We start from the raw sequence: 14,638 nt of genomic DNA on the forward strand, positions 1-14,638 counted from the left end.
TCTGCGGCCTTGTCATGCGGTCCAGCGGGTCAGCCAGGTCTCGGACAGCGCACGGCCCTCGGCATCGGTCAGCACCGCCTGCAGGTCCGCCAGTTGCGCCCGACCCGGCGCGAATTCAAAGGCCAGCCGCAGCGCCCGCTGGTCGGGAAGCCGCTTCAGATAGGCATGCACGATCTCTCCGGCCGAGGCCTTGACCTGGATCTGGGGCAGCTCGTCGGTGAACATTGGCAGTTCGTAGTCGATGATGAAGCTGCGCGTCGTCTCGACATTGATCGACCGGCCAGAACGCACCTGCCGCACGCGCGCCACCGGCATGTCGTCGGGCGGCAGCGCCGAAAAGCCCATCCGGTAGCGGTATTCGTGGCGCTGGCCGCGTGTGATCGGCTCCTTGGGCAGCCAATAGCTGACGATGTTGTCGTTGAACTCGTTCTCGACGGGGATCTCGACAAGCCGGACCTCGCCCTCGCCCCAGTCGCCGACCGGCTCGATCCAGGTCGAGGGGCGCAGGTGATACATCGCCTCGGCGTCCTGATAGGTCTCGAAATCACGGGCGCGCTGGACCAGCCCGAAGCCACGTGGGTTGTTGTCCACGAAGCTGCTGATCTGCAACTGCCGGGGCGACATCAGGCCCCGCCACAAGGCCTGACCGGCCCCGGTATGCATCTGCAAGCCGTCGCTGTCATGGCAGGCGGGGCGGTAATCATCGACCACACGCCGCGAGGCCGGGCTGAACCAGAACATCGAGGTCAGCGGCGCCAGCCCCGTCTCGCGCAGATCGACGCGGGGGAACAGCGCCATGCGGGTCTCGACCATGGTCGTGGCGCCGGGATGGACGACGAACTCGAACGCCCCCGCGACCGAACGGCTGTCAAGCACCGCATAGATCCGCACGAATGCATCGCCCGGCTGGGGCTGCTCGATCCAGAAATCGGTGAAAAGCGGGAATTCCTCGCCATCGGGGCTGCCGGTCTTGATCGCAAGGCCGCGCGCCGACAGGCCGTAAAGCGTGCCGCGCGCCACCGCCCGGAAATAGCTGGCACCCTGAAAGACGAGGAATTCGTCCATCACGTCGGGCCGGTTCAGCGTGGTCCGGATGCGAAAGCCCGACCAGCCCATGTCGCCCACGTTGTTCAGGTCGGGACCGTCGGGGAAGTAGCGGCTGTCGAATTCCAGCATCGACGGGTCGAAGGCAAGATGGCGGGCGATGCCGTTCCGGATGATGCTGATCTGGACGGGTTCGTAGAAGATCATGCCCGGCGACAGAAGGTCCATGCCAAAGGCCCCGCCCGCACCCAGAGGGTCCCGGTCGCGGCGGAAGCGGATGCCCCGATACTGGTCATAGTTCAGATTGGCGAAGCTGCCGACCAGCTGCGAGATCGGCTGCTGATAGACCCGAGTCGCGCGTTCCGCCGCAACGGCGGCGACATGTTCGAAACCGAAGGGCTGGGGACCGATGGCCGCAGGGTCGGTGATGGGCTGGGCATCGGCCGACGCGGCCAGAACTGCACCACCGGCAGCCATCGCAGTGGCTGCATTGAGGAATTGACGACGCTTCATCTCACCGATGTTCCGAAAATCTTTGCGTATCATAAGGCTGCCGCCGCAGCGCAGCAAGCGCCCTTCCCGCGATCTTGAACGGATCGGCGGCAAAAGGCACCTTTTCAGGCAGGGCCGGTCGGGGGCGTTACTGGCGGGCCAGCCAGGCCGTGACCGGGCCGCGGACCGAGGGCATTCCCGCCTCGGCGGCCTCGTCGATCACCTGGCGCAATTCTACCAGCGAGACGCGCCGGATCAGATGCTTGACCGGCCCGATCGAGGCCGGGCGCATCGACAGCCGCTTGAAGCCCAGGGCGGCCAGGACCAGCGCCTCGATCGGGCGCCCGGCATCCTCGCCGCAGAAGGACAGGGGCACGCGGGCCTCGTCGCAGCGTTCGACGATCTGGCGCAGCAGCGTCAGGAAGGACGGGCTGAGCGTGTCGTAACGGCGGCGCACGCGCTCGTTCTCGCGGTCGGCGGCAAAGAAGAACTGCTTGAGATCGTTGCCGCCCACCGAGATGAAATCGCACATCTCGAAGAACTTCTTCGGCGCGAAGGCCAGCGAGGGCGTCTCGAGCATGGCGCCGACGCGGATATCGCTTGGCATTTCATGGCCAAGCCGTTGTTCGCGTGCCATTTCCTGCATCAGGATGCGATAGGCGGCCTCGTATTCGGTGATGTCGGTGATGAAGGGAAACATCACATGAAGCGGGCGCCCGACGCTGGCGCGGATCAGCGCCTGAAGCTGCATCCTGAGGATGCCGCGCTTGTCCAGACCCACCCGGATCGCGCGCCAGCCCATCGCGGGGTTGGGCTCGTCCTGCGGCTTCATGTAGGGCAGCACCTTGTCCGAGCCGATATCCAGCGTGCGGAAATGCACGGGCTTGCCCTGCGCATTGTCCAGAACACGGCGATAGAGGCCCGCCAGTTCCGCGCGCTTGGGCACATGGCTGCGAATCAGGAACTGCAATTCGGTACGGAACAGGCCCACGCCCTCGGCCCCAGATCCCGCCAGCGAGGGCAGGTCGGCCATCAGCCCCGCATTCATGTAAAGCTGAACATTCGTGCCGCAGGTCGAGGTCGCGGGCAGGTCGCGCAGGCTGGCATAGCGGTCCTGCGCGGCCGCCTGCATGGCGATCTTGTCCAGAAATGCCTTGGCGACGCTTTCCTCGGGGCGCAGATGCACGACGCCCTGATCGCCATCGACGAGGATCGGGTCGCCGTTCAGCGCCTCGGTCGTGATGCGGGCTGCGTGGATGACCAGCGGAATGGCCAAGGCGCGGGCAACGATTGCGGCATGACTGCCGACCGAGCCTTCCTCCAGCACCACACCGCGCAGGCGGCGACCATATTCCAGCAGCTCGGCGGGGCCGATATTGCGCGCGACGAGGATCGGATCGACCGGAAGCTCGGCGCCGGTATCGTTGCCCTGTCCGGTCAGGATGCGCAGAAGCCGGTTCGACAGGTCGTCCAGATCGTGCAGCCGGTCGCGCAGATAGGGGTCGGCGGCCATCTCCAGCCGTGCACGGGCGGCGGATTGTTCCTTTTCGACCGCAGCCTCGGCGGACAGGCCAAGGCGGATGTCTTCCTCCATCCGGCGCAGCCAGCTGCGCGAATGGGCGAACATCCGGTAGGCCTCCAGCACGGCGGCATGGTCGCCCTCGCCGCCCATGTCGGCGGCGGCGACCATCTTGTCCACGGTGCTGCGCAGCCGGTCCACGCCCTCGTGCAGGCGGGCCAGTTCCTTTTCGGGATCATCGCCCACGGGGTTGGCCACGACCACACGCGGCTCGTGCAGCCAGACATGGCCCGCCGCCGCGCCCTCTTGCCCCGTCGCGCCGCGGAACATCTGCGGGAAGCGATGGGCGCGAGGCATGGAATCGGCCTGATCGCCCTGAAAGGCACCCAGTTCCGTCATCTCGGCCAGGACCATCGCCACGACCTCGAGGCCGTAGATCTCGTCCTCGCTGAACAGACGCGCGTCGCGGCATTGCACGACCAGCACGCCCAGCCTTTCGCCGACCCGCTGGATCGGCACGCCGAGGAAGCTGGGAAAGACCTCTTCGCCGGTCTCGGGCATGAAGCGGAAGCCGGGCTCGGCGGGGGCGTTGGCGGTGTTGACGTTGCGCCCGGTCCGGGCCACGCGCCCGACCAGCCCCTCGCCCAGGCGCATCCGCGTCTGGTGCACGGCCTCGGCGCGCAGGCCCTCGGTCGCGCAAAGCTCAAGCGTCTCGGGGTCGCGGAACAGGTAGATCGAGCAGACCTCGGTTCCCATCGAATCCGCGATCAGATGGGTGATCCGGTCCAGCCTGTCCTGCCCGTCACCGGGCGCCGACAGGATTTCCTTGAGCCGCCGCAGCAGCCTGCGCGAGTCGCCATCGGTGCGATCCTGCATCGCCTGCCCGCCCCTTGACCGCGCGCGCCCCTTTGCGACGGGGCGCGCCGTTTGATATCAGGAAAACCCTGCGGGTTTACGCCTGCTCCAGTTCGAACGCATCATGCAGCGCCTGCACGGCCAGTTCCATGTATTTCCGGTCGATCAGCACCGAAATCTTGATCTCGGAGGTCGAGATCACCTTGATGTTGACGTTCTCGTCGGCCAGGGCCTTGAACATCTTGGCGGCGACGCCCGCATGGCTGCGCATGCCGATGCCGACGACGCTGACCTTGGCGACCTCGGTGTCGACGACCAGTTCGTCATAGGCGATGGTGCCGGCCTGACGGGCCTCTTCCATGGCGCGCTTGGCGCGTTCCACCTGGTTGATCGGCACCGAGAAGGTCATGTCCGTCACCGAACCGGGGTGATCGTCGTAGTCCTTTTCCGAGATGTTCTGGACGATCATGTCCACGTTGACGCCCGCATCGGCCAGAGGCGCGAAGATGGCGGCCGAGATGCCGGGCCGGTCCTCGACCGTGACCAGCGTGATCTTGGCCTCGTCGCGCGAAGAGGCGACGCCGTTGACGACTTTCGATTCCATGATTTCATCCTCATCGCAGATCAGCGTGCCAGACGTCTCGTCCCCATCCTCGAACGAGGATAGCACCCGCAGGCGCACATTGTAACGCATCGCCAGTTCGACCGAGCGCGTCTGAAGCACCTTGGCGCCAAGCGAGGCCAGTTCCAGCATTTCCTCGAAGGCGATGCGGGGCAGCTTGCGTGCCTTCGAGGTGATGCGCGGGTCGGTCGTGTAGACGCCGTCCACATCGGTGTAGATGTCGCAGCGTTCGGCCTCGAAGGCGGCGGCGAAGGCCACGGCGGTCGTGTCCGACCCGCCCCGGCCAAGCGTGGTGATCCGGCCCTCGGGCGACAGGCCCTGGAAACCGGCCACGACGGCGACCTTCATGCCTTCGGCGAATTTCTGGTCGATATTGGTGCGCGGGATGTCCACGAAACGCGCCGCCGAATGGGCCGAAGTCGTGTTGATCGGCACCTGCCAACCCTGCCAGCTGCGCGCGGGCACGCCCATTTCCTGAAGCGTCAGCGCCATCAGGCCGGCGGTGACGTTCTCGCCCGAGCTGACCACCGCGTCATATTCGCGCGCATCGAACAGCGGCGAGGTCTGTTCGACCCAGCCCACCAGTTCGTTCGTCTTGCCCGACATGGCGCTGACGATGACGATGACGTCATAGCCGCGCTCGACCTCGCGCTGCACCTTCTTGGCGGCGTTCCGGATCCGATCCAGATCGGCCACGGACGTTCCGCCGAATTTCATCACCAGAAGGGGCATGCAAAGCCTCCTGCCCAGGGGTTGACCATTGGGCGGGCTTCTAGGGGCGGGCGCGAAAAACCGCAAGAGGCGGCGGGTCTTAGTTCGCCTTTCGACGCGGCAAAAAGGGCAGGGGCGCGACCGGCACGCCATCCTCGATCAGCTTGCGGGCCTCGTCGGGGCGCGCCTCGCCGTGGATCGAGCGCGTCGGGCTGCGGCCTTCGTGCATGGCCCGCGCCTCGTCGGCGAAGCTGAGGCCGACGTAATCGGAATTGGCCTCGACATGGCGGCGCAGCTTCTCCAGCGCGGCCTCGGCTTCGGAACGGGGGGCGGTCAGGCTGGGCTTGTCGTCCCCGGTTGCGACGCGCGGCGCCATCAGCGCCTTTTCGACCTTGGCGCTGCCGCAATGGGCGCAGGCCAGCGCACCGGCCGCGCGCGCCTTGTCCCAGGCGTCCGAGGACCGGAACCAGCCGTCGAAATCATGCCCCTTGTCGCAGCGCATGGCATAGCGGATCATGCGAAAGCTCCTGTCACATGCGCTTCATATCGGGCGCCTCCCCGCCCGAGGCAAGACCCGCAAGATGCGCGATGAGCGGTGCCGGATCGCCTGCGCGCCCGTCCAGCGCGGCCCGCGCCTGATCGCCCATCGCCCGCATCCGCGGCGGCCGGGCCAGCAGGTCGGACAGGGTCGCGGCCAGCGTGTCGGCGCTGATCTCAAGCGCCGCGCGATGGGCGTCGAGATGGTCGAACCCTTCGCGGAAATTCTCGACATGGGGGCCATGCAGCAGGGCGCAGCGATGGGCGGCGGGCTCCCACGGGGTATGGCCGCCGCGTTCGACCAGCGATCCGCCGATCAGGCAGATCCCCGCGGCGCGATACCAGCGCGCCATCTCGCCCAATGTGTCGGCCAGCAGCACGCCGCCCGCGGGCGCGGCATCTGCGCCTTGGCTGCGCCGCGCCAGCGGCAGGCTGCGCGCCGTCACCAGCTCGGCGATGGCATCGGCGCGGTCGGGATGGCGCGGCGCCAGAATCAGGCGCGCGCCCGAATGATCGCGCAGCAGGGCGCGGAACGCGTCGAGGATCGGCGCATCCTCGCCCTCATGCGTCGAGGCCGCCAGCACCGTGCCGTCGCGGCCCGCGTCATGGGGCGGGGGCGCGATCCGGGCCGGGTCGATCAGCTTCAGGTCCAGTCGCGGCAGCAGCGCGCCCGAGGGCAGGCCCAGCCGCGAAAGCCGCGCCTCGCTGGCCTGATCCTGTGCCGACAGCGCCGAGATGCGCCCCAGCATCGGCCCGATGATGCGCGGCAGCTTCGACCATGTCGTGGCCGAGCGTTCCGACATCCGCGCCCCGATCATCGCATGGGCGATGCCGCGCTGCGCCAGAAGCCGCGAGCGCAGCGGCCAGAATTCGCTTTCGACGGTCAGCAGCAGGCGCGGCCTGACGGCGCCCAGATACCGGTCCAGCGCGCCGGGCAGGTCCAGCGGTGCCAGCCGTGCGGGCAGGCCCCAGCCGGCCGCCAGATCGCGCCCTGTCTCGCTGTTGGCGGTGATCTGGACCGCCATGCGTTCGGCCAGCGCGACGATGACCGGGCGGGCCGAGGTCAGTTCGCCCACCGATGCGCCATGCACCCAGATCGTCGCGGGGCCGGGCAGTGCATCCACCGCCAGCCGCTGACGCAGCGCCGCGCTGCCGCCGACATGCGCGCGCAGGCGCAGGGCGGCCTCGGCGATGCGGGTCGTGGCGGCATAGATCATGGGGGCGCAACCCTCGCGTCGGTATTCTTGGAGGTGGGTACCGGAATCGAACCGGTCTTCACGGATTTGCAATCCGGTGCGTAACCTCTCCGCCAACCCACCGCCGTCGAGAGTGCGCTCGCTCTAGACCAAAGCCGGGGCGGGTGCAAGATGCCAAGCGAACGGGCAGCGCCATGCCCCGGGGCAACAAGCGGCGTTGCCGATGCCGGGGAAACATGGCAATACGCCCGAAATGGTCGAGCAGAGGGTCCCCCACATGACCGATTTTGCCGCGCGGCGCACGATGATGGTCGATAACCAGGTGCGCCCCAGTGATGTCACCAGTCTTCCCGTGATCGCCGCGATGCTGGCAGTCCCGCGCGAGGAATTCGTGCCCCCGGCGATGCGCCCGGTGGCCTATTCGGGCGAGAACCTGAACATCGGCCATGGCCGTGTCCTGCTAGAGCCGCGAACGCTGGCCAAGTTGCTGGACGCGCTGGCGATCCAGCCCGACGAGCTGGTCCTGGATCTGGCCTGCGGCTATGGCTATTCCGCCGCCGTGATCGCGCGTCTGGCCCAGGCCGTCGTCGCGATCGAGGCCCAACAGGAACTGGTCGCCGAGGCCGAGCAGCGCCTGTCCGAGGCTGGCGTGGACAATGCCGCCGTCCTCTGCGCCGCGCTGACCGAGGGCGCGCCCCGCCAGGGCCCCTATGACGTCATCCTGATCGAGGGCGCGGTCGAGCATGTCCCCGACGCGATCATCGACCAGCTTCGCGATGGCGGCCGCATCGGCGCGGTCTTCGTCGAGGGCGCGCTGGGCGTCGTGCGGATCGGACACAAGGTGAATGGCCGCCTGTCCTGGCGCTATGCCTTCAACGCAAAGGCCCCGGTTCTGGACGGCTTCAGCCGGGCCCCCGGGTTCAGCCTGTGAGGGTGCTGCGTCGCCTGACGCTGGCCGCCGCCCTTGTGCTGGCGCCCGCCGCCCCCGTTCTGGCCGAATCGCTGGCCGACACGATGGTCGCGGCCTATCGCCATTCGGCGCTGCTGGAACAGAACCGCGCCGTGCTGCGCGCCGCTGATGAGGATGTCGCGCAGGCGATCTCGGCGCTGCGTCCGGTCGTGCAATGGGTCGCAAGCCATTCGGCGCAGCGCCCCGAGGGCGGCACGACCACGCGCAGTACCTCGCTGACGCTCGGCGCGCAGTTGACGCTGTTCGATTTCGGCCGCTCGCGGCTGGCCATCGACGGCGCCAAGGAACAGGTCCTTGCCACCCGCGAGGCGCTTGTGGGCATCGAGCAGGACGTGCTTCTGTCCGCCGCGCGTGCGTTCTTCAGCCTGCGCGAGGCGACGCAGCAGGTGTCGCTGCAACAGAACTCGGTCGAGGTTCTGGGCCGCGAACGTCAGGCCGCGCAGGACCGCTTCGAGGTCGGCGAGATCACCGTGACCGATGTCGCGCTGGCCGACGCGCAGCTTGCCGCGACGCAGGCCAGCCTGGCCTCCGCGCAGGGTCAGCTTGAGATCGCGCGCGAGAACTACGCTCTTGTGACGGGCCTTCGTGCGGGGATGCTGGCCGCGCCGCCCGCTCTGCCCAGCCTGCCCGCCACGCTGGACGAGGCGCGTGCGCTCGCGCAGCGCAACCACCCCGCGATCAAGCAGACGCAGCGCCAGGCCGCCGCCGCCGAGATCGCCGTGGCCGCCGCTGCCGCCGAACGCAATCCGACACTGACCGGCAATGCGGGCGTCGGCGTCTCGCGCAGCCCGAATCAGGTCACCGGCGATTACGGCACGCGCAATTCCTCGTCGGTCGGGATCGAGATGCGTCAGACGCTCTATTCGGGCGGGCGGCTGCCCTCGGTCCACCGCGAGGCGCTGGCGCAGCGCGATCAGGTGCGCGCGGCCTTGCTGAACACCACGCGTCAGGTCGTGCTGCAGGTGGGCGAGGCTTGGGCGAACATTGACGTCGCGCGGGCGCAGATTCGCGCCATCGACCAGCAGATCAGCGCCGCCCAGCAGGCCTATGAGGGCGTGCGCGAAGAGGCGTTGCTGGGGGCGCGGACGACGCTGGACGTGCTGGATGCCGAACAGGCGCTTCTCGAGGCGCGGGCCAACCGCATCACGGCCGAGAGCAATCTGCAATTAGCACATTATCAACTATTGGCTGCTATGGGTCTCTTGACGGTAGAAAACCTGAACCTGGGGATCCCGACCTATGACCCGACGCAGTATTACAACGCAGTCCGAAACGCACCGCATACCAGCAAGCAGGGCGAAAGCCTCGACCGCGTTCTGCGCGCCATCGGCCGGGACTGATCCCGCCCCCTGCTGCGGGGGGCGCCATGACTGACCGCCGCTTTCGCGTCTCTGCCCGGTCCGACGATCTGGGTGAGACGCTCTACAACATCCGCCGCATGATCGCCGAGGATGACGCCCTTGCCGCCGCCCGGGACCGCCTGCAATTGCTGCGCGATCAGGTCGAACACGAGGATTCGGCCGAGTTTCTGGCCCGCCGGCATGGCGGGAACGCCGCGCTGGCCCGACAGCTTGCCGGGGCCGAGATCGCCTCGGATCTGATGGCATCGTCGACCGCCGCCGATGCGCTGCCGGTCGAGGCCTGGCCGCTCGGATCGTTGGCGAACGCGCCTGACGCACCGCGGCCGGCTGTGGTGCGGCCGGAACCGGCCCGGAATGATCTGCCGCGACGTCTCGGCAGTCTCTTTGATGAACTGACCGACGACTTCCCCGAAGAGCAGCCAGAGGTCATCGCGACGGCCCCGGATTTCGAGACGGTGCTGGCCACCACGCCCGAGCCGTTGCCCGCGCCTGCAGCCGTGGCCGACGACGCGACCGATGATCTGGTTGGCGCCGAAGAAGAGGCACAGATCCGCGACCTGCTGAGCCAGCTGGTGCGCGAGCAGGTTTCGGCGGATCTGGAGCCCGCGCTTCAGGCATATCTCGACCCTGATCGCCTTGCCGGGATCGGCGCGGCCATGCTGGGCGATCTGCGCCACGACACGACCGAGGCGCTGGATCGCATGGAACGCGCGCTGGCCGACATGCAGGCCGGGCTTGACGCCCGGCTGGGGGCGGCGCTGTCCGACGACCTGATGGCGCGGCTCGAGGCGGATCTGGCGCGGCATTCGCAGATGCTGCGCGAGGAATTCGGCGAACGCTTCGTGGCGGCCGCTGATCTGGTAAGGGCAACGGGCGTTCTGGGCGCCGATCTGGCAGATCGGACCGGCGCGCTGCGCGATGATCTGGTTCTGGCCGCCCAGGGCCTGCGCGCCGAGATCGCGGCCGAGGCCGCCATCCTGCGCCAAGAGGCCGAGGCACGCGCTGCGCAGGATGATGCAAGGTTCGACGCCACGGCCGCGGGTCTGCGCGCCGACCTTCTGGCGGCGCTGCCGGCGATGACCCAGGCCGAGATCGAGGCGACGCTGCCCGACCGCATCGCCGCCGAGTTGCAGCGGGGCCTTCGTGACGTCGTCCTGGGCGATCTGCGCGAGACCGTGCAGACCGAGATCGAGACCGACCTGCCCGAGCGTATCCGTCAGGAAATGGGCCGCACGCTGCCACAACTGCGCGCCGAGATGGACGAGAGCCTCAAGGCGACCTGCGAGTCGGCCGTGTCCGAGCGTATGGGCGCCTTGGTCGAGGGCAGCCTGCGCGAGCAGGTCCGCGACAGCGTGCGCCATGAACTCGAGGACGATCTTGCCGAGCTGATGCGCCAGCAATTGCAGGGCAGCCTGCGCGAGGCGATCGAAGGCGGCATCCGCGCCGAATTGTCGGACATGATCCGCGGCGAATTGCTGGGCGAGCTGGGCGAGCGTTTCTCGCGCAACCTCCGCATCGTCATTCGCCGCGAGGTCGCTGCCGCGCTGGACGCGCAGATGCACCGGATCTGAAGCGCGCGATGAAGTCTGTCGTGGGGCGCCGGCCGGCAAGCCGATGAGCCTGCTCAGATGCCCCGCACCGAGGATCACACGGCGTCATGGCTGACAGGTGGGGGCTACCGCCTTCGTTCCGGCAAAGCGAAAGGGCCACGGTTTCCCGTGGCCCTTGGAGTCTCATTCCTCGTCGTCGCCTGCGACATCGGCGATGTCGTCCAGCGACACGTCGCCATCGTCATCGTCCTCTTCCAGCAGGTCATCGTCCAGCTCGCCGGAATCGTCGGCGATGTCGTCCTCGTCATCGACCAGATCATCATCGTCGCGGGCGGCGGTCTTTTCGCTGACCAGCGCCTTGCCACGACCCTCGTTCATGCTTTCCAGCGTGAAGCTGTGGCCGCAGGCGGGGCAGGTCATGGGGTCGTTGCGCAGGTCGTAAAAGCGCGTGGCGCAGGTCGGGCACAGGCGTTTCGTGCCCCATTCCTCTTTGGGCATGGTAATCTCCTTCAGCCGCGATTAGGGGAAATCCGGCGCCCCCCTGCCACAGCGGCCTGAGGGTGTCAAAGGCTTTATCTGGCAGGCTCCGTCACCCAAGGCAAGAGCGTGGAGACAACCTTTACCATCGATGACGGGATGACCGTCCGGCTGAAGCGCTCGGCACGGGCGCGGCGCATGACGCTGCGGGTTCCGCGCGACGGTGGCGCCCCCGTCCTGACCCTGCCACAGCGCGCGGCGGCCGCCGACGGCATCGCCTTTGTCCGCGAGCGCGCCGACTGGCTGCGCGCCGCGATGGGGCGCCGCCCGGCGCCGCAGATCGTGGCGCCGGGCGCGATCCTGCCGGTCGAGGGGCGGGGGCTGCGGATCATCCCCGCCGCCCTGCGGGCGGCCGAGGTCCGGGACGATGCGCTTCTGGTCCCCGAGGGGCGGCCTGCCGGTCCGGTCGCTGCCGCATGGCTGCGGATGCTGGCCGGGACGCGCCTGCGCGCCGCCTGTGATCGCCATGCCGCGCGGCTGGGGCGGCCGTGGCGGGCGCTGGTCCTGCGCGATACGCGGTCGCGTTGGGGCAGCTGCACGCATGACGGGCGGCTGATGTTCTCGTGGCGTCTGGCCATGGCCCCGCCCGAGGTGCTGGATTACGTCGCCGCCCACGAGGTCGCGCATCTGGCGCATATGGATCATTCGCCGCGTTTCTGGGCCACGGTCGAGACGCTGCTGCCCGGCCATGCGCCGCAGCGCGCCTGGCTTAAGACGCATGGCGGTGCGTTGATGATGTGGCGCTTTCATGATTGACGCGGCGCGGATTCGTGATCACAGCTTGGCCGCATGACCGTTCTTCGTCCTGCCGATCCCGCCGCGCATGAGCGCCTCTATCGTGGGCTTCGCTCGCGTATCATGCTGGGCGAGCTGCCGCCGGGCAAGCCGCTGACGCTGCGCGGGATCGCGCAGGAATACCACCTGTCGATGACCCCCGCGCGCGAGGCCGTGCGTCGTCTGGTGGCCGAGGGCGCGCTGACGCTGTCGGGCTCGGGGCGGGTGGCCACGCCGGAATTGTCGGACGAACGGATCGAGGAACTGGCCGCCCTGCGCGCCCTCATCGAGCCGGAACTGGCCGCACGCGCCCTGCCGCGCGCCCATTTTGCGCTGATCGACCGGTTGGCGACGATGAACGGCCGCATCGCCGACGCGGTCGAGCGCAATGACGCGGTTGGCTATATCCGCTGCAATCTGGAATTTCACCGGATGCTGTATCTGCGCGCGCAGGCGCCCGCGATGCTGGCCGTGCTGGAGACGATCTGGCTGCAGCTTGGCCCCACGATGCGGGCGCTTTACGGGCGCGTCAAGCGCAACGAGCCGCCGCGCCATCACCGGATGATCCTGGCGGCCCTGCGCGCGGGCGACGAGCCCGCCCTGCGGCTGGCGGTGCGGGCAGACGTCACGCACGGGTTGCGCCACCTGACCGGGCCGGACGGGCGCGGCTAGGGCGCAAGCGGCATCAGCCCGGCGGCAGCCCCGTCCCGCCAAAGCGGATATTGGCCAGGGTCGAGGGGATGACACGGGTGTATTTCGTGCCCTCGATCGCGGCGCCGGCCATCAGGCCGGCCTGCCCGAAGATCATCGCGATCACCGGGAATTGCGCGCTGAACGTGTCCGCGCCGACTGCCATGCCGCCGGCCGGGATCGCGTAGAAGGCGCCCGCGCCCGCGACCCAGCCCGGCGCGCCACGGAATGCCGCCAGCGCCTCGTCGGTCTGGAAGATCAGCACATGCGCATATTGCTGCGCGCCCGCCTGAAAGCCGACCGTGGCGCGGGTGGCCGAATAGTAATCCACTGTCTGCCCGTTGATGCGCAGCGCGCCCTGGCCATAGGCCCCGCCGAAGCCAAGCGCGGCCTCGGTCATCAGCGGCATGTAGAGGACGCCGCGCGCCTGCTGGACCAGCGGCGCTGCCGCCGGATAGTTCGAGATCAGGAACTGGTGCGTCTGATCGACCCGCGCATCCAGCTGCGCCGCCGCGTTGCTGCCGACAGCGTTGGTGCAGCCGGCCAGCATCAGCGCCGCGCCGCCACCGGCCAGAAGGCCCCGGCGGGTCAGGTTAGGGGAATGGCTCATCTGTCGCCTCTCGGGTTGCGGAGGCTCTGATCGGCCCCCTTGACGCAAAAGAATAGCGATTCCCGAGGGATCACGCCAGCATCTCGGCGACTGTTGGCGCGAAATAGCTCAGCACCCCGTCGCAGCCCGCCCGGCGGAAGCCCAGAAGGCTTTCCAGCATCGCCTCGCGCGAGAGCCAGCCGTTGCGGATCGCGCCTTCCAGCATCGCGTATTCGCCGCTGACCTGATAAGCGAAGGTGGGGGCGCCGAACTCGTCCTTGACCGCGCGGCAGATGTCCAGATAGGGCATCCCCGGCTTGACCATGACCATATCCGCACCCTCGGCCAGATCGCGGGCGACGCAGCGGATCGCCTCGCCGCGGTTCGCGGGGTTGATCTGATAGGTCTTCTTGTCGCCCACCAGCCGCCCCGAGGCGCCGACCGCATCACGGAAGGGGCCGTAGAAGGCGCTGGCGAATTTCGCGGCATAGGACAGGATCGAGACGTGCTTGTGGCCCGCTTCCTCCAGCGCGCGGCGAAGCGCGCCGATCCGGCCGTCCATCATGTCGGATGGCCCCAGCACGTCGGCGCCGCATTCGGCCTGGACCAGCGCCATGCGGACCAGCGCCTCGACCGTCTCGTCGTTCAGGATCTCGCCGTCGACGACCAGCCCGTCATGGCCGTTGGCGTTGTAGGGGTCCAGCGCGATGTCGGTCATCACGACCAGATCGGGCGCGACCTCCTTGACCGCGCGGATGGCAAGGTTGCCGATATTGTCGGGGTCCCACGCGCGTTCGCAGCCCTCGGTCTTCAGGGTCTGGTCGGAGTGGGGAAAGATGCAGATGGCCGGAATGTTCAGCCGCGCCGCCCGTTCCGCCGCGCGGCGCGCGCCGTCCAGCGTCAGACGCTCCACGCCCGGCATCGAGGTGATCTCGCCCTCGGCGCCCGCCACTTCGGTCACGAAAATCGGCCAGATCAGGTTGGCGGGGGTCAGGTTCGTCTCGGCCACCATGGCGCGGATATTGGGGGTGCGGCGCAGCCGGCGCAGGCGCGTGGCGGGGAAGGGGGCGATGATCGGGCTGGCCATGGGGCTTCCTTGCTGCTGGTGGCGGCTTCTCGACGCGGGGTGCGGGTGCGGCAGGGCGCTTTTCCTCGGTCGAAACCCGTTCTAAGGTCACGGGCGCCCAAGGA

The 14,638-nt window shown here is 68.4% G+C and carries 13 protein-coding genes and 1 tRNA gene; 5 read left to right on the forward strand and 9 right to left on the reverse strand.

Annotated elements, in window-relative coordinates; all coding sequences use genetic code 11:
- Positions 1 to 12 precede the first annotated feature (12 nt).
- The 6 genes from ACTZWU_RS03900 to ACTZWU_RS03925 all read right to left on the reverse strand — a co-directional run bounded on the left by ACTZWU_RS03900 (position 13) and on the right by ACTZWU_RS03925 (position 7,099).
- Positions 13 to 1,557: a glucan biosynthesis protein gene (locus ACTZWU_RS03900; protein WP_444736048.1), complete on the reverse strand. Its 1,545-nt coding sequence runs from the start codon at positions 1,555 to 1,557 to the stop codon at positions 13 to 15.
- 127 nt (positions 1,558 to 1,684) lie between these two features.
- Positions 1,685 to 3,931, reverse strand: a complete 2,247-nt coding sequence (gene ptsP / locus ACTZWU_RS03905) for a phosphoenolpyruvate--protein phosphotransferase (RefSeq protein ID WP_444736049.1) — start codon at positions 3,929 to 3,931, stop codon at positions 1,685 to 1,687.
- Between the two features lie 76 nt (positions 3,932 to 4,007).
- Positions 4,008 to 5,264 carry an aspartate kinase gene (locus ACTZWU_RS03910; protein WP_444736050.1) on the reverse strand — a complete coding sequence of 419 codons (1,257 nt, stop codon included), beginning with the start codon at positions 5,262 to 5,264 and terminating at the stop codon, positions 4,008 to 4,010.
- 79 nt (positions 5,265 to 5,343) lie between these two features.
- Positions 5,344 to 5,760 carry a DUF1178 family protein gene (locus ACTZWU_RS03915; protein ID WP_444736051.1) on the reverse strand — a complete coding sequence of 139 codons (417 nt, stop codon included), beginning with the start codon at positions 5,758 to 5,760 and terminating at the stop codon, positions 5,344 to 5,346.
- A 13-nt stretch (positions 5,761 to 5,773) separates the two neighbouring features.
- Entirely contained in the window at positions 5,774 to 6,997 is a 1,224-nt protein-coding gene (locus ACTZWU_RS03920) for a 3-deoxy-D-manno-octulosonic acid transferase (RefSeq protein ID WP_444736052.1), read from the reverse strand.
- A 28-nt stretch (positions 6,998 to 7,025) separates the two neighbouring features.
- Positions 7,026 to 7,099 (reverse strand) — tRNA-Cys (locus ACTZWU_RS03925).
- Between the two features lie 154 nt (positions 7,100 to 7,253).
- On the opposite strand from ACTZWU_RS03925, the gene ACTZWU_RS03930 reads away from it, so the two are divergent.
- From ACTZWU_RS03930 to ACTZWU_RS03940, 3 genes are read left to right on the forward strand one after another with little or no spacing between them, the layout of a single operon-like run.
- Positions 7,254 to 7,907 carry a protein-L-isoaspartate O-methyltransferase family protein gene (locus ACTZWU_RS03930; RefSeq protein WP_444736053.1) on the forward strand — a complete coding sequence of 218 codons (654 nt, stop codon included), beginning with the start codon at positions 7,254 to 7,256 and terminating at the stop codon, positions 7,905 to 7,907.
- Positions 7,904 to 9,286: a TolC family outer membrane protein gene (locus ACTZWU_RS03935; RefSeq protein ID WP_444736054.1), complete on the forward strand. Its 1,383-nt coding sequence runs from the start codon at positions 7,904 to 7,906 to the stop codon at positions 9,284 to 9,286. The genes ACTZWU_RS03930 and ACTZWU_RS03935 overlap by 4 nt, the downstream gene beginning before the upstream one ends.
- A 26-nt stretch (positions 9,287 to 9,312) precedes the next feature.
- Complete coding sequence (locus tag ACTZWU_RS03940) at positions 9,313 to 10,878, forward strand: hypothetical protein (RefSeq protein ID WP_444736055.1); 1,566 nt, start codon at positions 9,313 to 9,315, stop codon at positions 10,876 to 10,878.
- Positions 10,879 to 11,040: 162 nt separating this feature from the next.
- Here the strand turns inward: ACTZWU_RS03940 and ACTZWU_RS03945 are convergent, their stop codons facing one another.
- A complete protein-coding gene (locus ACTZWU_RS03945) occupies positions 11,041 to 11,355 on the reverse strand; it encodes an FYDLN acid domain-containing protein (RefSeq protein ID WP_444736056.1) in 315 nt (104 codons plus the stop codon).
- 138 nt (positions 11,356 to 11,493) lie between these two features.
- Here ACTZWU_RS03945 and ACTZWU_RS03950 point away from each other — a divergent pair, with 138 nt between their 5' ends.
- Together ACTZWU_RS03950 and ACTZWU_RS03955 are read left to right on the forward strand one after the other, a co-directional pair.
- Positions 11,494 to 12,150 carry a M48 family metallopeptidase gene (locus tag ACTZWU_RS03950; RefSeq protein WP_444736418.1) on the forward strand — a complete coding sequence of 219 codons (657 nt, stop codon included), beginning with the start codon at positions 11,494 to 11,496 and terminating at the stop codon, positions 12,148 to 12,150.
- 33 nt (positions 12,151 to 12,183) lie between these two features.
- Complete coding sequence (locus ACTZWU_RS03955) at positions 12,184 to 12,840, forward strand: GntR family transcriptional regulator (protein ID WP_219830000.1); 657 nt, start codon at positions 12,184 to 12,186, stop codon at positions 12,838 to 12,840.
- Positions 12,841 to 12,853: 13 nt separating this feature from the next.
- Here ACTZWU_RS03955 and ACTZWU_RS03960 read toward each other — a convergent pair whose 3' ends face one another.
- Together ACTZWU_RS03960 and hemB are read right to left on the reverse strand one after the other, a co-directional pair.
- Positions 12,854 to 13,468 carry a YSC84-related protein gene (locus tag ACTZWU_RS03960; protein ID WP_444736057.1) on the reverse strand — a complete coding sequence of 205 codons (615 nt, stop codon included), beginning with the start codon at positions 13,466 to 13,468 and terminating at the stop codon, positions 12,854 to 12,856.
- 70 nt (positions 13,469 to 13,538) lie between these two features.
- The gene (gene hemB / locus ACTZWU_RS03965) at positions 13,539 to 14,534 is read right to left on the reverse strand and encodes a porphobilinogen synthase (RefSeq protein WP_444736058.1); all 996 of its coding nucleotides are present in this window, start codon (positions 14,532 to 14,534) and stop codon (positions 13,539 to 13,541) included.
- Positions 14,535 to 14,638 lie beyond the last annotated feature (104 nt).

This window comes from Paracoccus sp. NSM, assembly GCF_052379855.1.
In the GTDB taxonomy this organism is placed as follows: Bacteria; Pseudomonadota; Alphaproteobacteria; order Rhodobacterales; family Rhodobacteraceae; genus Paracoccus.